The following is an 18,946-nucleotide window of genomic DNA, read 5'->3' as shown; positions in this document are numbered from 1 at the left end:
GTGTTTTTTTTATGCCATGCAACAAACAAAAAGCTTAATCCCAGCAACACACATGTTGCAGGATTAAGCTTCTACTCTTCCCCATTCTATTTATTTCATTGAAATCACAATCTTGCCCACCTCTTGATTCCATTCCACCTTGGCTCCTAGCGCTTCGCTTATGAATCGTAATGGTAGATACGCCGTACTTTGCAGGACAAAAGGTTTATTCAACAGCGTTACTTTCTCACCGTTCTTCGTTACTTCACCCGATCGGAAGTCAATCCGTATACTCACCGCTGGGTCGGCATTCTTTTGCTCCAAGGTCGAAATTTTAGTTGCCATGTCCCACCCGATCTCAGCACCAATTTTCTCGAACACCGAACGAAGGGGTATAAAAGCCTGTCCGTTCTGAATGATTACGCCATTATTCAATTGAATGGTCTCGCCATTAAACTCCACAGACACAGGCTTCTGTACGCTCACGGGGTTGTCATGCATAAATTCGTAATCCCCGTGCCCCAGTTGCCCATTCTTATTAACACCATAACCCCACAGCGATCCCCCGTATTTCATCATAATCATATGACGCGTACTGGCTTTAATCGTTTGAACATCACTTGCAATGAGCTTCCATGGCGTATTCGCAGGTAACGATGCAAGCTGATCAATCGACGTTCCATATACATTTCCACCCTCAGCCAATACAACCAACGTGCGTTCAACAATATAGACTTCTTGTGCCTTTCCTTTCAGATCCGATAATTGGATCGCCTTTGGGTGCTGATTCAAGGTGGTGCCATCGGAATAGCCCGTATAGGTCACGCCCCAGAACCAAACACGTCCTTGCCCATCAATCGCAAGATAAGAACCGCCTTTTGACGCAATCTTCTGGATGCCGGTTAACCCTTCAACTGATGCAAATTGGAGTTCTCCCGTTCCTTTTGCGTTCGCACGATCATCTTCATTTCTGTTATTCTTGAGTTGAAGCACCGTACCATCTGATTGAAGCACAATACTCTCCTCAACTTCCTTCACGGAGCGCAGCGACTCAACAGGCAAGATGGCATCAAGCTGCTCATTGCTCTGGAAAAGTCGGCCATCATCGCAGACGAACAACCAGTGAAACTCACTGTCTTGATCATAATAGCTGCTAATATCCACGACATGATCAATTTCGCGAAGCTCTGCATAATCCGCTTGCCCCGGTGTAAATCGTCCCTCTGTCTTCGACAAATAATAGACTTTCCCCGTCTGATTATAGGCTATTGATCCTCTCCAACCTGAAGCCACGGCAACGATATTGCTCAAGCCCTTCATCTGTTGAATCTGAATGCCTGATGATGTATATTCCCAATACCATACCGATCCGTCTTTCTTCATCACCAATTGATCGGGAAAAGATTGAACAACATCGGTTAAAGCAGCAACTTGTGTCGGTACCGATTGATTATTTCCCCATACCCAATAGGAGAGATCCGTCTTAATGAGCGATGAAGTGTCGAAATCTCGAATGTTCTGATTTAATGGCCTTTCCCCTGCATATACCGGTATTGAAAATGTACAAATCGATAACAGACTCAACCATGCAATCCATTTTTTCAACTGATTCAACTCCTACGATTCTCTGAAAATAGTATATTTACCAAACTATGGCTATATTAGCCTATCAAACGCAAAAAGACAACCCGTCACACGGATTGCCTTTGTCGATCCTATGAATATATCGATCACTGCTTACTGTAAAGCCTCACTCATCTGCTCTAATGTTGCTACAGCCTGAACTTCAAGGGCATGAACCGACTGCAGAATCTGTATCGAACGCTCTGCACGAGCAGGATCATTTGGTTCACCACCCATCGGGAATGGGAACATCTGATGTAATTCTTGTAATTGCTCCGCAATTTGTGTATAAGTTGCCGCTGCTGTCCCGCTTAACTCCCGAACATGTCCGTCACTTGGCGTCTCTCCTTCCCATGTAGCGGCGACTTCATGCAAGAATGCTGCAGCATTACGGCGCGCATCCCAGAGAAGCACGGTATTGTACGCATTCCCATTCGGCTCAATCTTCCCACCCCGGAATGCATCGATCCATACGGAATAGGCACTGAGACCTTGTATCGCATTCATGCACTGCTCTTCACGTCCTTGATAGTGATCTAGAATCATCTCTAGTGCGCCCCGTAGAGCCGAACGCTCATCAATCTCATACTGTGACTCAATCGCCAACACGAACAAATCTTCAAGAATCCCTCTACCCAAATGTTCATAAGGAACCGCATCATCTTTACCGCATTCATGAACCGTGAGGAGTCGCTGCTCATCATCATAGCCGTAAATCATGCCAAACTCAGGAATGAACGTATCCCAAGTCATAACAGGCAGACCACGATCCAGCGAACGATGAATTAATTCTAGCGCTTCCGGCAGAGCTTGATGGATTTCCCTCTTTGCTTTCGCAGCTGAAGTCAACTGACCTGGATCAGTTAAATTCGCGTTGGGCCCCATCGCAGGCTTGATTCCTACGACCACACGGGTCTCGAAACCTAAATTGCGCATCCCCTGCGAGAGGTTACGATCGAAATAAAAGCATGTAGGGCCCGCAATATGGACATCTTCCGGAATAATGTTGATCCGAAAAGCATGACCTGAGTAACCCATAATCGCAGGCAGCGATACCTCCCGACCCGTAAACGTAATCATCTTGTGCATAATCGTTGCAGCGGATGTCCAGCTGTATCCTTGTTGCATTGCTTCTGAAGGGTTTAACATTACTTTTTTCATATTGTTCATATCCTTTCTCGATTTCACATAGTCATCAACAACGACACGAACTCTCTCTTGAATGACTTTCTTCCTGGAACGAGATAGAATCTGATACACGTTTGCATCCGTCAGGTGGAACAGTCTTGCAATCTCCTGCGGTGACAGTTGATCGAAGAAATGCGATTCGAAGACGATCCGCTCTCTTGGCTTCAGACAATGAAGCATACCACTGATCATATCGAGCAGCTCCTGACGAATAAGTCGCTCTTCGGGATTCGACCGCTGATCATCAACGGGCGGGGTAGCTCTCGACAATCGATAGAGAATGTAATCAAGGTCATGCCAGTTCTCTTCTCTAGCCTCTTCATCTCCTAGCCGGACCAACCCACTTGCAACACGCTCTCTCGTTACCGATGAGCTTCGCAGTTTCGTGTATGCTTGATTACGAACAATCCGATGCAGCCACGGCAAGAACCGCGCAGAATCCACTAGGGATCCAAGATTCAGGAAGGCACGAACCAAGGCTTCTTGCACGATATCTTCGGCAAGAAATGCTTCTTGGGTAATGGACTGTGCGTAGCCATATACCTTCGCTCGATGCCGACGCACCAGCTCACCGAACGCCTCCTGCCTCCCATTCCTTGATTCTCGAACCAGCATTTCATCTTCCATCTCATCCCATTTTACGAACATTACATTCAAGTTAAGCACCTCGCGAGTCGTTGATCTATGGTATAGACGCTGGATAGAATGAATTTCTGACAAAACACCTAACATTTTTTTCTGCACAATTTTACTATTGAGCTTCGCTACAAACTGTATTATACTAACAAGTAATTTCATGAGCAAAGTTTCCTAGGGTTCCGTTGTTACCATATTGGTTACAAGTCTGGTCCGAGAGGAAGCGAATGGCATTCATGCCGTTGACACGGAGGGACAAAAGCCCGGGAGTATCGATTTATCGATGACTCTCGGGCTTTTTCGGTTTGTTTCGGTCACTTTGCTTCATAATAACAATTAGAGATAGGAGTGATTCTAATGAATCATTGGCTAAAAGTGGTCTGCGGCGCCGTATTTGAAGTCATGTGGGTCATTGGGCTCAAGCATGCTTCAACACCCTTAGCATGGATCGGTACCATTATCGCAATCTATATCAGCTTCCATGTCATCATCGTCGCTTCACGCAGTCTTCCCGTAGGAACCGTGTATGCTGTATTCGTTGGGTTAGGAACCGCTGGAACCGTCGCTTCCGAGATGCTGTTCTTCGGTGAACCCTTCAACCTCGCGAAGCTGCTGCTCGTACTCTTGTTACTGCTTGGTGTCGTTGGACTCAAACTCGTAACAGGAAATCATGAGCAAACTGAAGGGAGTGAAGGATAATGGCTTGGATCTTACTCATCTTGGCTGGTTTATGTGAAACTCTTGGTGTCGTCATGATTAATATTGTGAATCGCGATAAGAACTGGAAATCTGTCGTTTACCTGATCCTGGCTTTCGGCGCCAGCTTCGCACTCTTAACCATCGCGATGCGCTCAATTCCAATGGGCACGGCCTATGCGATCTGGACAGGAATTGGGGCCTCCGGGGGAGCGCTGATGGGTATGTTCTTGTTCCATGAATCCAAGGATTGGCGACGCATCTTGTGTATCTTCATTATCCTCGGATCGGTTGTCGGTCTGAAAGCCATCTCATAACAATAGGGAACAAGGATCTCAGGATCCTGTTCCCTATTTTCCTATTGGATCCATACTCCGATTACGGAAGCCTGAGTGAATTTTCCATTTATTTGTGATGATGCAGCAGATGAAGCGGCTTTAGCTTCAACTGTTGATAGTCCTGCCCCCGCCGTAAATGCAAATGATAATATCACTAATGTGCATATCCGAATCGTTGTTGATTTTAACATGAGTGTCATTCTCCTCACTTGTTCCCTTAGAATTAACTCCATTATGAGATCAAAGTGTGAGGAGACTGTTTTTCTTTATCAACGGGATGTCATCATATCATGAAGTAATTGTAAAAGATCTATAACCCTATTATTATGCCTGTGAAATTAACCGATAAAAGCCAGCCGCATTGCGACCAAATAACTTCTCGCGATCTTCTGAACTCACTTGTGAATCCATCGCCTGTTCAAGCACACCAACAACCTCATCATAGCTTGCTGCAAGCAGACATACAGGCCAGTCACTACCGAACATGATACGGTCATACCCGAATAGGTCGATCGTATGGCGTATATACGGGATAATCTGTTCCGGACTCCAGTGCTGATGAGCCGCTTCAGTTACCATGCCTGACAATTTGCAATAAATGCCTGGATTCGCTGCAATCTCCGCCATTTGAGATCGCCATGGCTCGAATACTTGCGCTGTAATATGAGGTTTCGCAATATGGTCGATAACAGCATGCAAATGAGGCACTCGCTTCAGCAGCTCAACGACCGAGTGCAGTTGATTCGACGTGCATAGCAGATCAACAGGTACTCCCGTATCTGCAAGATCTGTAATCGCTCGCAGTATCCCGGGTTCAAGAACCTCATTGCTATCCTTCATTTCTTGAATCATGATCCGAATGCCTACGAATTTGGGATGTGCACGAAATCGCTCTAATTGCTGCATATAATCTGGTGCATGCAGATCAAGCCACCCAACAACCCCGAGAATACTCGGATGCTGTGCAGCCAATCCCAACATAAAGTCTGTCTCCGCGATACTCTCTGCCGCTTGAACAACAATCGATCCGTTAATCTGATGCTCCTTAAGCAGTGCTTCCAGATCTGTGGGAAGATAATCTCGATAAAGTGTGGGTAGTTCCGGTGTTAACCAACCATAATCATCTCTTTGAATCGACCAATAATGCTGATGTGCATCAATTCGAATGGCTGTCATGAGGACGCGATAACCCCTTTCTTCAAGATGATATTCGCATACAGCGCACGCTCACCTGTTGCGACGACCACGTAACATTTCTTCGCTTCTTCGTAGAATGCGAACCGTTCAATCATCTCGAACGATACGTCTTGTCCTTCATGACGTTGCACAATCGCACGATATTCATCCCAAATCGGTGTCTCTACGTTATCTCCCGGAACAAGATCCATGAGCGCAACCGGATGTTCAACATATGTATCTAACGGCATAAGCTGGAGAATCGCATCTAACAATTGTGGTATGCCATGTCCATCTGCACGAATGAGGCGCGCAGCATGACTTGCGGATGGGAAATTGCCATCAGCCAGTACGATTGTATCTCCATGCCCCATCTCCATTAAGATTTTTAGTAATTCCGGCGAAATGATTGATGAAATCCCTTTCAACATGTCGGTCACCCTTTTTCCTTAATCTAGTAATGTTTCTATTATAACGTACAGATCATGGCATGGTATTATGATTTTTGATCTAAATATGTTTATTTTTGATGTATACTAACGAATCGGTTGTTCTAAAGCATAGCATTCATCTTCGATTTGCGACATCTTCTGCATCAACAGGTTTCTCGCATCTGCTACCCCTTTGTTGTATAGATGAGGTGCTAGCTCCTTAAGCATAAAATCAACGATCGATTCCGCAGCAATGTTTCCTAACGTTTCAGAACGCTCTTCCTCAAAAAACAACTGAACATTGCGAATAATCATCTCTTTTTGCTCTCTGGGCATTTTAACAGGTAAGGACATCTTCATTCTCCTTTTCAACTAATAGTTAATATCATTAATAAACTACCAAAACCCCTGACACGACTGTGTTCGTCAAAAAACCTGATTATATCTAATCTCTTAATTAATCCGTATTCTTTTTTATTTAACGACATTAATGAAACAACTTATTCTGAACAGTGCCATTTGTGATCCTATCGGTCATACGTTAGAATTGAGATACGCATCCTACAATTCAATAATGGAGGTTGATCCATGGAACACTTAACCGAAGAAGAGAAGCAAGGTGTCTATAAAGCGATCTTCAAACGCAGGGATATACGATCATTTCTACCCGATCCCCTCCCTTCAGCTGCGCTAGAACGCATTCTAGAGAGTGCGCATCATGCTCCTTCCGTTGGCTTTATGCAGCCGTGGAATTTCATCATGATTGAGCAGCAGAAGACGAAGGATGATCTCGCATACATCGTCGATAAAGAACGCCGAGCGCTTGCCATTCATTATGAAGATACAGACCGTGATCTTAAATTCCTTGCACTTAAAATTGCTGGCATTCAGGAAGCACCTCTGACCATCTGCGTAACCTGTGATCCATCACGAGCAGGTGATCATGTCCTCGGACGAAACTCCATTCCTGAGACCGATATGATGTCCGTGAGCTGCGCGATTCAGAATATGTGGCTTGCTGCTTACGCCGAAGGCATCGCGATGGGCTGGGTCAGCTTTTATAAGAAACCGGATGTCCGCCGCATTCTCGGTATTCCACCTCATATCGATCCTGTAGCTCTGCTATCCCTAGGATATACGGATTCTTACCCAGATCGCCCTTTGCTCGAAATTCACGATTGGGAGCGACGTCGTGCGATGAACGAACTAATCTATCAAGACCAATGGGGAATGCCAAGAACGACGTAACGATCATGATCAGTATATGAATTAGAGCCACATAACAGCGAGAACCGCCAGCTCCGATGCGATGTGGTTCTTTGCTGTACCAACATCTATAAGCGAGGAACTTCCTCTCTATTCATACCTCGCGTCTGCATTTTGATCTGTTTCAAATAAGCAACGATGATGATGCTTATGATGATTAGTAAGAACCATGAGCTTAATTTCCCGAGATGTACCCAGGTCCACTTTGCCATCTGATCCGGATACTTCCACGCACCGAGCAGGGTTGAAATATTCTCTGCAATCCAGATGAAGAACGCAATTAGGAAAAAGGACAAGATGAGTGGCATCTGATAGCGAACTTGACCCACCGTGTAATAAACTTTTGTCCGCCAGAAGGCAATGAATAACAAAACAATCCATATCCATCGTAGGTCCATCATGAAATGATGCGTAAAAAAGTTCAGATAAATGCCTACCCCAATGGTTACGGCTATCACCTGCCGCGGCCATGCGACCAAGTACAAATCGAACCGTCTCCAAGCTTGGCAAATATAACTCGCTACGCTAGCGTACATAAACCCACTATAGAGCGGTACACCACCAATCTTAGACCACGCTTCTCCGGGATATGCCCAAGATCCCATATGAACCTTGTACAATTCAAGTGCGAGACCAATCAAATGGAATAACATGATCACTTTCAGCTCGTCCATCGTCTCGAACTTGAACTTCACCATGGCGATCTGCGCTAGGATGCAGACCAGCAGAATCAAGTCATAGCGATGGATGTAGGGCAGTGAGATGAACTTCGTAAGGCCTAAGGTTAAGAATATGACGACAGGAAAAATACAGCAGAGTGCTTGATTCCATCCGAATAACCAAAGTTGTCGTAACCTGCTCATTGGTGCCCTGTCGTGCCACGTTCGGCCAAGAACCTCGCTACGCCATAGAAGTCATCGAATTGAAGTTCAGCCCTCGGATCCTTCTCACGAACCAGGATCGAAGGAATCCCTGCCTGTCGTGCACCGAATACATCCGCATCGATGTTATCACCGATCATCCATACTTCATGAGGTGTTCCAGCCTTCTTCATCGCAATATGAAATATTTCGGGATTCGGCTTCTCATAGCCAACCTCTGCCGAGTTCACAATCTCAGATATCACGTTTTGAAGCCCTAAGTGGGCTGCAATCGTGCGTAATTCTGGAACATGATTGGATACAATCATATGTGACCAACCTTGTTCGGCTAACGATTGAAGCACGGGCAGTGTATCGGGGTACAATTCCCACATCGGTAGATCCACATATTTGATCCGCGCGGTAGCGGATAGTCGATTGGCTATATCATTTGAGAAACCGAGATCCTCATAAATTTGCTTAAAGATCGATTCTATGTGCGCCCACCACAAGGCTGGGGTGTTCAGATGGATATGAGGTTTCTCCGGCTCTTGCCAAGGAAATCCTTGCCCTAACCGCGGCAAAATATCATCACGATTTACGTCATGCTGCAAGTGATGTTCAACCAATGCTTCCCATATCGAGGCGCTCCATGCTTTACCTTTCAGACCATCCATTCGGCCCCCTAGTGTGCCGTCGAAGTCCCAGAACAAAACCTTTTTCATCTCTGCACCTCCTGGTTGCGATTTTCATGATATATTCACCAAATGTTTCGTACAATTATACAATTCACATTGCCATACCTCTACATCTCGGATCAACGTTGTAAGTGATGTGTTGTTTAAGTGAGGTCGGTTCGGATCATTCGGAATCAATTGGTTCAGCATGTAGCTTAGAAAGGTACCATGACTAACGAGCAGAATTCGCTTGGCCGGATGCTGGCTCACTATATCCTCAATGCATTGGAGACCTCGCCTTACACTTTGTTCTTCGGTCTCTAATCCGAGTGTTGTCACAGAATCATACCAATCCTCGCCCCATTTGGAGACGCGCTCCTCCTCCGTCGTTCCATCGAGCAATCCGCCAGACACTTCGCGAAGGCGCGCATCGAAGTGAATTTCCTTCAAGCCGAGTGCATCTGCGATGATCTGTGCGGTCTTGGCAGCACGTGACAGATCACTGGTGTAGATTATATCCCATGCCCCTTCATCCGCTCGCAATCTGGCCGCGAGCGCTTCTGCTTGCCTGACCCCCTCTGGCGCTAATGCTATATCCGAATGACCTTGAAATCGGCCTTCTTGATTCCAAGGGGTAACACCATGTCGAATGAATCCCAATCGCTCCATCATTGCTCTCCTCTCTATTCTCCGTCATCCATGCGTTGCTGCATACATATAACGATACCAAAAACATGAATCATGCGAAAGTCTGTCATGTTACCGCACATCAAAGAGTCAAGGCAGTCACCTTGACTCTTTCGCTTCAATTCATGGTATTATGCACGCACCGTGACAATCTCCTGTTCCCGAGCCTTCTTCTCCTGTCGACGATGTGATCCCAGACCGCCTTCTCCATTGATATATGCAAATATGGCACCTAGGACTAACGATAGGCAGCTAAACTTGAACACCGTGCTAAAGGCCATCGTCAGGTGATGATGCATCGTCTGCTGAATACGGGACCAGAGCTGCTCCAGTTGGTCTTGCACCGCCGCGAATTTAGCCTTAACCTTCCCTTGCTCCGTTGCTGGCGCTGCGGCCAATGCATCTTGCTCTTTATGCTTCATGACACCTGTCATCTTCGTCCATGCTGTGTTCGTGTCACCCTGTCCTGAACTTACATTTGCCTGTTGAAGAGCTGCGATGAGTTGCTGCTGAAGCGAAATGTCTAACGAGCTGGACTTAACCTGCTGCACGGCTTCGACGACCGCTGACTTCATCTCGGTTCGCGTCGTGGACGTGAGTAATGCCACAAGTATTGCGATGCCGAAGACCGTTCCCATCGTACGCGCCATCGTACCTATGCCCATCGCAATCGTCGCTTTCTCCATCGGGGCTAACAGCAAGGTCGTGGCGGTGAGCGTCGAGATCGTCATCCCGGTCCCCATCCCGGCAATGATCAACCGCCATACATAATCCAACGTGGTGGAGCTCTCATTCAACCCCGAGAGTAAATACGTTCCTAGCCCCAGCAGCAGCATGCCGGCCACCGTGAACATTCTTGAGCCTAACCGGTCTACGAATTTAGCGGAGAGGATGGAACTGAACATGGAAGCAACGGCAAGTACGCTGATAATGAACCCCGCGTGCAGCTCGGATTTGCCCCCCACTGCCGTCAGGAAGAATGCGAGCACGAATGTTGGCCCCGTCATCCCGATCCCCAGCAGGAACAATCCGGCATTACCGGCGGTAAACCGGATAGGACGGAACAACGATAACGGCATCATCGGTTCCTTCGCCTTAGCTTCAACCCATAGGAAAGCAAAGAGACTTATGATTCCGATCGCGAACAGTGACATGATATAGATCGATGACCAGCCTTTATCATTCGCCTGCATGAATGCGAGCGTCAGCGACAGAGCTGCGATCGTAACACTCAGCATGCCCAGGACATCCAACCGCCGACTCGCGGTGGGGTCACTTGATTCGCGCAGCACAGCCATAGCCGTCAAGAACGCTGCCACACCTAACGGAACATTGATATAGAAAATCCACTGCCAAGTTAACTGATCCGACAGGATGCCGCCTAACGCCGGCCCGCTCGCTGCCGCGAGTCCTCCGAGTGCTCCCATAATGCCAACCATGAGTGTCTTCTTCTCAGGCGGATACAAATTCATCAGCAAAGGCGCAACCAAAGGCACGATCAACGCTGCTCCCACACCCTGAAGTATGCGATACGTAATGAGCATCTCGATCGAAGTTGCCGTACCGCATAACAGCGAGCTCAGTGTAAACACAAGCAAGCCGATCATGAACGATTTCTTGCGTCCGAACTGGTCGGCAAGACGCGAAGCCGTTAGCAGAAATACAGCGAAGGACAGACTATAGCCATTCGCCACCCACGCAATGTTCTGGACGCTCGCCCCATAATGGGATGCCATCTTAGGAAGAACGACATTGACGATACTCGTATCCAGAATCGCCATAAAAAACCCGATGAGCAGAGTCACCGTTGCCAGCACATGATGCTGTTTTTTCATGTTACACAACCTCCATTAATTAATTGACTGACTATCAATCAGTTATTGGCATCATCATAAACTATTGACTGACTGACAGTCAATAGTTAAATTAGAATTAGGTAACTGACCTAAGGAGGCTCGCTATGGCACGCATTTCGAAAGACCCTATTGAACGTAAAAATGAAATCCTGCAAGCTGCGGAGCATTTTTTTAAACATAAAGGGTATGAACGCACCTCGATTAGCGATATCGTGAAGCATATCGGCGTAGCACAAGGCACGTTCTATTATTACTTCAAATCCAAAGAGGAAATCGCAGAAGCCTTAATCGACAACATCCTGCAGCGTGACCTGGCGACCATCGAACGCATCGCTGAAGATCCCGCGCAATCTGGTTATCAGAAGATGCTCCGCATCCTCATCGATAACTTCGCGCATCGAGGCGAAGACAAAGCCGTCCATTATTTGCACCATGAGAACAATGCCGTCCTGCACCAGAAGCTGCTTGTCAAGACCGTCAAGGCATTTACGCCACCGATGACATCCGTCATCGAACAAGGCAATCAGGAAGGCGATTTTCATGCGAGCCATCCACGAACTGTTGCCGAATTTCTGTTGGTGAGCATGCTGTTCCTGTTTGACCCGGGTATATTCTCCTGGTCAACCCAAGAAGTGTTGGACAAACTGGTAGGGATCAGCGATATTCTGGAGAACCTGCTCGGGACGGCAAAAGGCGCCTTCGACATCAAGCTGCTGCCTGAACTCTCCCGTGTGATTGGCAATATCGCGAATAATTGGTCGGAATGACCTCCGCACATGCAGCACAAAAAAGCGACCTGCCTTAAATGGCTAGGTCGCTTTGTTCAAATGGAATATACATGTTGTTATGTTCTAGACTGCGCCTTCCGGAATGAAGCTTCTGTAATAAGCATCAATCTCAATCGCTTTGCCGTTATTCAATCTTGATTCTTCCGCAGCGAAAGCCATCAAGTGACTGCGTACAGATGCCGATGCCGAAGTAAGACCTTCACCGCCGACATACTCACGGACTTCTTTCAGGAATGTTCTCACAATACCTTCATCGCCTCCGCCATGTCCGAATGTGCCCGGATTGACTTTGATCGTCTGCTGCTCTTTCGTCAGGAAATCATAAATCGTGAACGAGTTATTCTCCATATCGCCGCGAATTTCGCCTTTGGTACCCATAATCTGAACGGTCCGTGTCTGATTATGTGTGAACCCACACATGCTGAAGGTTGCTGTCGCACCATCCGCGAATTCCATGGACGCCACTTGGTGATCCACGACATTATTGTCGCTATGGTATACACAACGACCGTAGCTATTGGTCTGAAGCGCTTCCAATATGCCTTCACGGCTATTATCTAAAGTGAACTTGCGAGCCCATCCTTTCCCTTCACCGAGGTAATAACGTGCCGCATGATACGGACAAGTGGACTCGACAGGACATCCGTCAAGACAACGAAGCGGTGCCCCTTCAGGCGCATTCTTCTCATTAAAATGCATCAGTGATCCGTATGAGCTAATTCGCATACACGGCTGATTCATAAGCCATGAGAGCACATCCATGTCATGACAGGACTTCTGGAGAATCATCGGACTTGACACATCCGAATTGTTCCAGTTGCCGCGAACGAAGCTATGGGACATATGCATATGCTCGACATTTTCATTCAGTTGAATCGAAGCAATTTGACCGATTCGTCCTTCGTCAAGAAAGCGTTTGATTGTGGACCAATAACTCGTGTAACGAAGCACATGTCCAATGATTAGAAGTCTGTTGTTCCGTTTCGCTGCAAGCTCCATCTCGATACATTCACGCGGTTCTGGCGACATTGGCTTTTCCAACAGAACATGATAACCGAGATCGAGTGCCTTCAAAGTAGGTTCATAATGCATGCGATCCATGGTACAAATAATCATGACATCCGCCATTTTCGGCTTATTCAGGACATCCTTCCAATCGATAAATGCCATCGATTCTGGGATGCCATGATCTTGCATAAAGCTCACTCTACGTTCTTCATTCGGCTCGGCTACAGCGATAATCTGCAGCTCGTGTGGAAAATTGATGGCATAAGGACCATAGGCTCTAGCTCCTCGATCTCCTGCACCTAATAGGATTGCTGTAATTTTGTTCATACGTGTACACTACCTTTCGATAAGAATTTGGCTATGAATAGAGGATTCTCTTATCATCAGTTCAAAGGGTAATACCATTCTAAAGGGCATCGGATACGCTCCGTCCATCCAATCTAGAAGCGTCTTCGTTGCGGCCAGCCCCATCTCGTATTTCGGAATATGTACAGATGAGAGTGCTGGAGATGTATATTTAGCAAAATCGATATTATCAAGACCAATAAATGCAATATCTTCAGGGATACGCAGACCTGCCTCAGTAACCGCTCTCATCGCTGAAATCGCCATCATGTCGCTCGCACAGAACATAGCAGTAGGCAGATGATCCGGATGCTCGTGCAGCAAATTTTTCATACATGCATAGCTGAGATCGACATCCCATTCGGAGTTCATGATCCAATCTGGATTTACCGGAAGACCGGCACGCTCTAAGGCTTCGCGAAATCCTCGGAATCTTTTCTCCCTCATCATGTCGCCTGTTAGACCCACGCCACCGATAAAACCAATCTGCTCGTGACCTTGTTCAATCAGATGCTGGGTCGCAGCCTTCGCCGCGATCACACGATCATATGCAATCACGGGTACCGTCGGGTCAGAGATATCAATCCCAACACTGAATGGAACAACTTCTTTTAACCTCTGATAGAGCGATTTCTCGACGCCTTCGACGAAAATCAAGCCATCCGGCTTCCCATCACCTTCGAATTGATGATTCTCCAGATCTTCACGAATCTCATCTTCCGTTCGAATGAAATGCATCACACAACCCAGGCTTTTCAATTTATCTTCAATGCCAGCCAGAATGGGTGAGAAGTACGGGTGGTTATACTTATTGTTCGGAAGTGATAGAATACACCCAATTCTTAGCGGTTGTGACTCTGGTTCGACTTGATTCATTTTCTTCTGCATCAACCGTCTTGGTGTTTCATTCGGTTTATAGTTCAACGCTTTCACAGCTTCCCATACTCTGTTCTTCGTATCCGCGCTGATATGCTTACTCGTATCGTTATTGATGACGCGAGATACCGTGGAAATCGATACCCCAACCATTTGGGCAATATCCTTCAAAGACGGCATGTTCCACCTCCCATACTCCTTCGATAATCTCTATGAGTCTCTATCTTCTCCAAATTTGGGTGATTTACATTTAATATAAGGGGCATTTGGGGAGGTGTCAACGAATATTTTTGGGTATATTTGGGCCCAAATGTTAAGTTATTGGATTTTATTTTTCAAGATTTTTTAAGGATGCGTACCGATTTCGCAATATTTAGATATGTGGTATGGATGGGTAGAGAATAACGATGATAGATACCGCAAACGGATGGATGATGCGAAGACGCAGGACAATCATGTGTAAACACGTATTTTTATATCACGCGAAATTGCTGTCTCTACTTTTTTTGTTGTTATCTACTTTCACCATTATATCAGAACGTAAGTTCGTATTTAAGGTCGTTAAAAAAGCCGAGCCCTTGGCTCGACCTTCTCAGCATTAATCATATTCCCTAGACTTGAGCCTTCTCCGCATCTCCCTCATTCGTCCGGTATTGATACAGCGCATAATCAATATTCTCACCTTGCGACAAGAGAATCTGAGCCTTCCATTGCTCCTGCTGGAAACGAATCATCCGATCCGTTAACTACTCTAAATTCATTGGATTTTCACTGCGCTCAGTATGTGATCTTGATTTAGAATCGATAGATTTCGATGGATCCTCAGAACGGGTACGAAGGACCACGTAAACAAGACATGTTGCTACTGCGACGATGATTCCCCCGCCTATCAACCCGAGCATTCGTGGCGTTATGAAATCAAGCATGAATCCTGCTACTAGCATCGTTACGCCCATAATACTCGTATGCATTGCAGACATGAATCCAAAAAAACGGCCATAGAATCTGCTTGGAACATGTTGCATTAATAGCGTATGATTGCCCGCATTTCCGATGGCAGAACAGATCGCAGCCAACACCAGCATGACAATCGCTAATACGAAATGGTTCGCTAGACTTAGCCCGATGTGAAAAACCCCCTCCAACAGGAAACCAATGACTACGGCACCTCTCAGTACATTCGTGAATTTATCCGTCCATCGTGAACCAATAACCAAACCGAGACCAAGTGAACCATACATGAGTCCCATGCCAAGATCCCCCATCTGAAAAACTTGAACGGCATAGACACTCAATAAAATGTTGAAAATCCCATATCCGAGCGGCCACAACATATATCCGATGATCATTGCGCGCAAAAATTGGGATGATTGCCAGAGTGTACGTATTTCTTGCAAAGTCCCGATTCGAATCTTTTGATCTGTAGGCTCCTCATTTTCCTTATTTGTTCCACCACGCGCAGACGATAAGACAATTGAGCGTAAAAGCATCGCAGAGATCAAGAAGGATGCTGCATTTACAACAAATGAAGCCTGAGTACCACCTAACATCGCGACGACCCCGCCTGTCATTGACCCTAATATTAACACAAATCCAATCATACGCTCCTCCAGACCATTCACCTTCAATAACTGTTCCTTCTTCACAAGGAGTGGAATCGAGGATGTTCGAATTGGCGCGTAGATCGCTTCACCCGCAGACAATAGGAATGATCCGACATAGATCACCCACATATCAGCAGCATCTTGAACGAATAGAAATGATAGCGCAACAAATGCACGTATGATATCTGAATAGATCATGAGTTTGGTTCGCGAATAACGATCCGCCAGCATCCCACCGATCGGTGCAAAGATGAGGCTTGGAATCAACCGGATGGCAAAGACAAAGCCAACAGCCATACCCGATCCTGTCAAAGTAAGAATCAAGCTTAATGTGGCAACTTGAGAGAATCGATCTCCGATCCCATTAACGAGGCCAGCCCAGAACAATTGCCGATATCCCGTAGCTTGCCTAAAAATTGAACTACTCCATTTCATGTTGGCATTCCCCTTTATCATATCTAATACGATATACACCTAATTATACGAGCATCTAATTTGTTTAGCGAAATAAAGGGCAGTCTACCCGTCACAGTAACTGCCCTTGGATCTTCCTCATAATTTACTTGTTCCCCACAATTCTCGCGGGTTTAATTCATAAATATCCTGCTCGCGATACATAAAATGGTTCATGATAAACTCTCTTCGAATGGTTGCAAAATCCGGATGAAATTGGCGAATGTAATCATTTAATTCAGACTCCAAATACTTCTTGCCTGGCTGCAGACCTTCAACAAGATGATGAAGCACCAGCAATTTTTTCTTATGTTGTGCAGGAAGATGCTTGAGCGTACCTTCTTTCGTGAAAAAATTACGCAAGATGCTCTCCGCCTTCAGCTCATCTTGCCTTACCTTTTCCTGATCCGCACTTGTCACCAGTTCAGCTGCAGACTGTACCTTCTTCACAATCGCCTCGGATTGTTGAATGAGACTCTTCTCATCCAAGTAAAAGTAAATTGTATTCTTATCCCGACGTTCATAGATCAAATCCACTTCCCGCAATTTAGCCATATGATGCGTGATTGTCGGCGCCGACACAGATAATTTATCCGCAAGCGCCTGTCCGTGCAGTGGTCCGTTCTTTAGGAGCGCAAGGATGCGTATTCGCGTTACATCGCCTATCGTTTTATGGAATCGAACAAGTCGATCTAATTGCATTGCTTTCACCTACAAATCCATTTAAATAATTATCTAATTAGATGTATGTATAATAACATTCATTTCCTATCATGTAAAGAGCTTCCCTGCCCTCTCCGCTAAATCCCATCGCTGCTCCAATTTATCGGTATAGAATTCGATCGCTCGGCGATATGCTTGTATTCCCTCGTCTGCGCTTGATGCAACTAATCGTTCACGCAAGACTAAGCATCCGATTTTTCTGGCTTCCAACCAACAGCCATACTCCAGACATGGGCCTCCCTGAGGATCTTCCAGACGATCTCTTCTTTCCCCTGTACATAGGCCTCACGGTCATCACGATACCTTTCCGCGAGGTGATATTTTACTTGTCCATATGTATGACATGCTTCGGGATGTCGTCTTACATAATCACGAAATAATAAATTCAATTGCTCAGACCAGCTGCCTGCCTGACGAACATGAATATGGGTTCTTGGCTTTCCCGGCAACTCACGAAAATAACGTTTGCTAAGGTCGTCATTATCTGCACGGTAACGATAACCTACACGTTCCAGAGTTGTCTGATATGGTTCCATTTCACTCAAGTTTGGAACAGATATTTGAGAATATCAATAATCGGTTTCGCTGCTAACCCGACCACAGAAGTCGAACCCACGTGATCAATACGCATTACAGTATCATCTAGTGCACTTCGCAAAGCACTTCCCAGCTCCAGGAATTGAATCCTCCATTCGGGTCGGTATACCACGACTTCAATGGGCTCCATTTTACTCCTCCTTCCTCAGACAGTCGACCGCTCGATTAGCCGATACGTCAACTCTTTTCGCGTTGAAGGCAACGACTTATCATTCATCCGTTCGAATAAAATTTCGAAGGCATTTTTCCCAACGTCATACATCGATAGTTCGATTGTCGTAATGCCAAGCACCTCCGCAATGGGGTGATTATCCGATCCAATCACTGCTAAATCCTCAGGGACACGAATGCCGTGCTTTCTAGCTTCTGCGACGATCGCAGCAGCGGGATGATCTCCACTCCCGAGGATCGCCGTCGGTCGGTTCTTCATGGCTAAGAGCCTGCGAACCACTTCAATCCCGCGTTCAAAATCGAATATGCGCTCGAATTGCCATTCTGCGTAAGGCTCCTCGCCAATCGCTTGAAGCGCATCCATATAAGCCAGCTTTCGGTTCATATTAATGTAGCTATCTCCTCGACCGATGAAATATCCAATTTTCCGATGCCCTTTAGCAATCAAATAATCCATCCCCAGCTTGAAGCTGCCGTAATGATCGATAAAGACGGATGAAACCGCACGATCCCCTGCATTTTCACAGGCAATAATCGGGCCATAGACCGTATAGGGTTCAATTTCATCCCATGTCATCGTTTTCGAACAGAAAACAATGCCGTCAACTTGCTTCATACGAAGCATATCAAGCACCTTCTGTTCTTCTTCTGCCCGATAATCAGTCTGACATAGGATTAGCTTGTAATTACACGCTAAGGAAGCATTGGCGATCCCGTCAGTAATGCCCCCAAAATAGGGGTGATTCACATACGGCAAGACGACGGCGATCATCGATGTCTTCCCTTTCACGAGATGGACCGCATTCATATTCTGCGAATAATTGAGCTTCTCCACCGCTTCAAGGACAGCGGCCCGTTTGTCTTCTCGCACATAAGGATGCTGATTCAGTACACGTGATACCGTTGCAATCGATACACCCGCTAATTTTGCGATTTCCTTAATATTGGCCATGAAACACGTTCACCAC

At 46.2% G+C, this 18,946-nt stretch carries 23 protein-coding genes and 1 riboswitch; of the genes, 4 read left to right on the top strand and 19 right to left on the bottom strand.

Annotation, left to right across the window (positions count from 1 at the left end; genetic code table 11):
* Positions 1-90 precede the first annotated feature (90 nt).
* Together C558_RS0119690 and C558_RS0119685 are read right to left on the bottom strand one after the other, a co-directional pair.
* Positions 91-1,584 (bottom strand): stalk domain-containing protein, encoded by a 1,494-nt coding sequence (locus C558_RS0119690; protein WP_018758013.1) that lies wholly within the window; start codon positions 1,582-1,584, stop codon positions 91-93.
* A 132-nt stretch (positions 1,585-1,716) separates the two neighbouring features.
* Positions 1,717-3,588: an RNA polymerase sigma factor gene (locus C558_RS0119685; RefSeq protein WP_018758012.1), complete on the bottom strand. Its 1,872-nt coding sequence runs from the start codon at positions 3,586-3,588 to the stop codon at positions 1,717-1,719.
* 1 nt (position 3,589) lies between these two features.
* Positions 3,590-3,698, top strand: a riboswitch (guanidine-I (ykkC/yxkD leader).
* An 85-nt stretch (positions 3,699-3,783) separates the two neighbouring features.
* On the opposite strand from C558_RS0119685, the gene C558_RS0119680 reads away from it, so the two are divergent.
* Both C558_RS0119680 and C558_RS0119675 read left to right on the top strand, forming a co-directional pair.
* Entirely contained in the window at positions 3,784-4,125 is a 342-nt protein-coding gene (locus tag C558_RS0119680; protein ID WP_018758011.1) for a DMT family transporter, read from the top strand.
* Positions 4,125-4,439, top strand: a complete 315-nt coding sequence (locus C558_RS0119675) for a DMT family transporter (protein WP_018758010.1) — start codon at positions 4,125-4,127, stop codon at positions 4,437-4,439. Before C558_RS0119680 ends, C558_RS0119675 begins: the two co-directional genes overlap by 1 nt.
* A 41-nt stretch (positions 4,440-4,480) precedes the next feature.
* On the opposite strand, the gene C558_RS33900 is transcribed toward C558_RS0119675, so the two are convergent.
* The 4 genes from C558_RS33900 to C558_RS0119655 form a co-directional block, all read right to left on the bottom strand.
* Positions 4,481-4,651, bottom strand: coding sequence for a hypothetical protein (locus C558_RS33900; RefSeq protein WP_018758009.1), 171 nt, complete (start codon positions 4,649-4,651; stop codon positions 4,481-4,483).
* A gap of 133 nt (positions 4,652-4,784) precedes the next feature.
* Positions 4,785-5,636, bottom strand: coding sequence for an amidohydrolase family protein (locus C558_RS0119665; RefSeq protein ID WP_018758008.1), 852 nt, complete (start codon positions 5,634-5,636; stop codon positions 4,785-4,787).
* On the bottom strand, positions 5,633-6,067 hold the full coding sequence (locus tag C558_RS0119660; RefSeq protein WP_018758007.1) for an RbsD/FucU family protein: 435 nt from the start codon (positions 6,065-6,067) through the stop codon (positions 5,633-5,635). The genes C558_RS0119665 and C558_RS0119660 overlap by 4 nt, the downstream gene beginning before the upstream one ends.
* Before the next feature lie 105 nt (positions 6,068-6,172).
* A complete protein-coding gene (locus C558_RS0119655; protein WP_245583839.1) occupies positions 6,173-6,403 on the bottom strand; it encodes a DUF2164 domain-containing protein in 231 nt (76 codons plus the stop codon).
* A gap of 252 nt (positions 6,404-6,655) precedes the next feature.
* Here C558_RS0119655 and bluB point away from each other — a divergent pair, with 252 nt between their 5' ends.
* Entirely contained in the window at positions 6,656-7,315 is a 660-nt protein-coding gene (gene bluB, locus C558_RS0119650; protein ID WP_018758005.1) for a 5,6-dimethylbenzimidazole synthase, read from the top strand.
* 86 nt (positions 7,316-7,401) lie between these two features.
* Here the strand turns inward: bluB and C558_RS0119645 are convergent, their stop codons facing one another.
* From C558_RS0119645 to C558_RS0119630, 4 genes are all read right to left on the bottom strand, one after another.
* Entirely contained in the window at positions 7,402-8,196 is a 795-nt protein-coding gene (locus C558_RS0119645) for a DUF817 domain-containing protein (RefSeq protein ID WP_018758004.1), read from the bottom strand.
* Positions 8,193-8,918 carry an HAD-IA family hydrolase gene (locus C558_RS31455; RefSeq protein WP_018758003.1) on the bottom strand — a complete coding sequence of 242 codons (726 nt, stop codon included), beginning with the start codon at positions 8,916-8,918 and terminating at the stop codon, positions 8,193-8,195. The genes C558_RS0119645 and C558_RS31455 overlap by 4 nt, the downstream gene beginning before the upstream one ends.
* A 24-nt stretch (positions 8,919-8,942) precedes the next feature.
* A complete protein-coding gene (locus C558_RS0119635) occupies positions 8,943-9,542 on the bottom strand; it encodes a histidine phosphatase family protein (RefSeq protein ID WP_245583838.1) in 600 nt (199 codons plus the stop codon).
* 146 nt (positions 9,543-9,688) lie between these two features.
* A complete protein-coding gene (locus tag C558_RS0119630) occupies positions 9,689-11,392 on the bottom strand; it encodes a DHA2 family efflux MFS transporter permease subunit (protein WP_018758001.1) in 1,704 nt (567 codons plus the stop codon).
* 125 nt (positions 11,393-11,517) lie between these two features.
* On the opposite strand from C558_RS0119630, the gene C558_RS0119625 reads away from it, so the two are divergent.
* Positions 11,518-12,180, top strand: coding sequence for a TetR/AcrR family transcriptional regulator (locus tag C558_RS0119625; protein WP_018758000.1), 663 nt, complete (start codon positions 11,518-11,520; stop codon positions 12,178-12,180).
* An 84-nt stretch (positions 12,181-12,264) separates the two neighbouring features.
* Here C558_RS0119625 and C558_RS0119620 read toward each other — a convergent pair whose 3' ends face one another.
* The 9 genes from C558_RS0119620 to C558_RS0119585 all read right to left on the bottom strand — a co-directional run bounded on the left by C558_RS0119620 (position 12,265) and on the right by C558_RS0119585 (position 18,930).
* Positions 12,265-13,536 (bottom strand): Gfo/Idh/MocA family protein, encoded by a 1,272-nt coding sequence (locus C558_RS0119620; protein ID WP_018757999.1) that lies wholly within the window; start codon positions 13,534-13,536, stop codon positions 12,265-12,267.
* A 9-nt stretch (positions 13,537-13,545) separates the two neighbouring features.
* Positions 13,546-14,610 (bottom strand): LacI family DNA-binding transcriptional regulator, encoded by a 1,065-nt coding sequence (locus tag C558_RS0119615; RefSeq protein WP_018757998.1) that lies wholly within the window; start codon positions 14,608-14,610, stop codon positions 13,546-13,548.
* Positions 14,611-15,041: 431 nt separating this feature from the next.
* Positions 15,042-15,164 carry a hypothetical protein gene (locus tag C558_RS35000; protein ID WP_018757997.1) on the bottom strand — a complete coding sequence of 41 codons (123 nt, stop codon included), beginning with the start codon at positions 15,162-15,164 and terminating at the stop codon, positions 15,042-15,044.
* Positions 15,165-15,176: 12 nt separating this feature from the next.
* Entirely contained in the window at positions 15,177-16,469 is a 1,293-nt protein-coding gene (locus C558_RS31450) for an MFS transporter (protein ID WP_018757996.1), read from the bottom strand.
* Between the two features lie 117 nt (positions 16,470-16,586).
* A complete protein-coding gene (locus C558_RS0119600) occupies positions 16,587-17,189 on the bottom strand; it encodes a DUF2087 domain-containing protein (RefSeq protein WP_018757995.1) in 603 nt (200 codons plus the stop codon).
* A gap of 69 nt (positions 17,190-17,258) precedes the next feature.
* Complete coding sequence (locus C558_RS34995) at positions 17,259-17,390, bottom strand: hypothetical protein (protein WP_018757994.1); 132 nt, start codon at positions 17,388-17,390, stop codon at positions 17,259-17,261.
* A gap of 2 nt (positions 17,391-17,392) precedes the next feature.
* On the bottom strand, positions 17,393-17,746 hold the full coding sequence (locus C558_RS34990; protein WP_281167131.1) for a GrpB family protein: 354 nt from the start codon (positions 17,744-17,746) through the stop codon (positions 17,393-17,395).
* 5 nt (positions 17,747-17,751) lie between these two features.
* The gene (locus C558_RS34985; RefSeq protein ID WP_281167130.1) at positions 17,752-17,937 is read right to left on the bottom strand and encodes a GrpB family protein; all 186 of its coding nucleotides are present in this window, start codon (positions 17,935-17,937) and stop codon (positions 17,752-17,754) included.
* 15 nt (positions 17,938-17,952) lie between these two features.
* Complete coding sequence (locus C558_RS0119585; protein WP_018757993.1) at positions 17,953-18,930, bottom strand: LacI family DNA-binding transcriptional regulator; 978 nt, start codon at positions 18,928-18,930, stop codon at positions 17,953-17,955.
* Between the last annotated feature and the right edge of the window lie 16 nt (positions 18,931-18,946).

Source organism: Paenibacillus terrigena DSM 21567, from assembly GCF_000374845.1.
GTDB lineage: Bacteria > Bacillota > Bacilli > Paenibacillales > Paenibacillaceae > Paenibacillus_K > Paenibacillus_K terrigena.
Note: the sequence above shows the minus strand (reverse complement) of the source record. Positions and strands in the feature narration are given on the sequence as shown.

Bases quoted from the DNA above. Each gene is read 5' to 3' on its own strand.
- C558_RS0119615 (WP_018757998.1), bottom strand. From the start codon at position 14,610: ATGCCGTCTTTGAAGGATATTGCCCAAATGGTTGGGGTATCGATTTCC.
- C558_RS31450 (WP_018757996.1), bottom strand. From the start codon at position 16,469: ATGAAATGGAGTAGTTCAATTTTTAGGCAAGCTACGGGATATCGGCAA.
- C558_RS34985 (WP_281167130.1), bottom strand. From the start codon at position 17,937: ATGGAGCCCATTGAAGTCGTGGTATACCGACCCGAATGGAGGATTCAA.
- C558_RS0119680 (WP_018758011.1), top strand. From the start codon at position 3,784: ATGAATCATTGGCTAAAAGTGGTCTGCGGCGCCGTATTTGAAGTCATG.
- C558_RS35000 (WP_018757997.1), bottom strand. From the start codon at position 15,164: ATGATTCGTTTCCAGCAGGAGCAATGGAAGGCTCAGATTCTCTTGTCG.
- C558_RS0119660 (WP_018758007.1), bottom strand. From the start codon at position 6,067: ATGTTGAAAGGGATTTCATCAATCATTTCGCCGGAATTACTAAAAATC.
- C558_RS0119675 (WP_018758010.1), top strand. From the start codon at position 4,125: ATGGCTTGGATCTTACTCATCTTGGCTGGTTTATGTGAAACTCTTGGT.
- C558_RS0119645 (WP_018758004.1), bottom strand. From the start codon at position 8,196: ATGAGCAGGTTACGACAACTTTGGTTATTCGGATGGAATCAAGCACTC.
- C558_RS0119600 (WP_018757995.1), bottom strand. From the start codon at position 17,189: ATGCAATTAGATCGACTTGTTCGATTCCATAAAACGATAGGCGATGTA.
- C558_RS0119625 (WP_018758000.1), top strand. From the start codon at position 11,518: ATGGCACGCATTTCGAAAGACCCTATTGAACGTAAAAATGAAATCCTG.
- C558_RS0119635 (WP_245583838.1), bottom strand. From the start codon at position 9,542: ATGATGGAGCGATTGGGATTCATTCGACATGGTGTTACCCCTTGGAAT.
- bluB (WP_018758005.1), top strand. From the start codon at position 6,656: ATGGAACACTTAACCGAAGAAGAGAAGCAAGGTGTCTATAAAGCGATC.
- C558_RS33900 (WP_018758009.1), bottom strand. From the start codon at position 4,651: ATGTTAAAATCAACAACGATTCGGATATGCACATTAGTGATATTATCA.
- C558_RS0119665 (WP_018758008.1), bottom strand. From the start codon at position 5,636: ATGACAGCCATTCGAATTGATGCACATCAGCATTATTGGTCGATTCAA.
- C558_RS34990 (WP_281167131.1), bottom strand. From the start codon at position 17,746: ATGGAACCATATCAGACAACTCTGGAACGTGTAGGTTATCGTTACCGT.
- C558_RS0119685 (WP_018758012.1), bottom strand. From the start codon at position 3,588: ATGAAATTACTTGTTAGTATAATACAGTTTGTAGCGAAGCTCAATAGT.
- C558_RS31455 (WP_018758003.1), bottom strand. From the start codon at position 8,918: ATGAAAAAGGTTTTGTTCTGGGACTTCGACGGCACACTAGGGGGCCGA.
- C558_RS0119655 (WP_245583839.1), bottom strand. From the start codon at position 6,403: ATGCCCAGAGAGCAAAAAGAGATGATTATTCGCAATGTTCAGTTGTTT.
- C558_RS0119585 (WP_018757993.1), bottom strand. From the start codon at position 18,930: ATGGCCAATATTAAGGAAATCGCAAAATTAGCGGGTGTATCGATTGCA.
- C558_RS0119630 (WP_018758001.1), bottom strand. From the start codon at position 11,392: ATGAAAAAACAGCATCATGTGCTGGCAACGGTGACTCTGCTCATCGGG.
- C558_RS0119620 (WP_018757999.1), bottom strand. From the start codon at position 13,536: ATGAACAAAATTACAGCAATCCTATTAGGTGCAGGAGATCGAGGAGCT.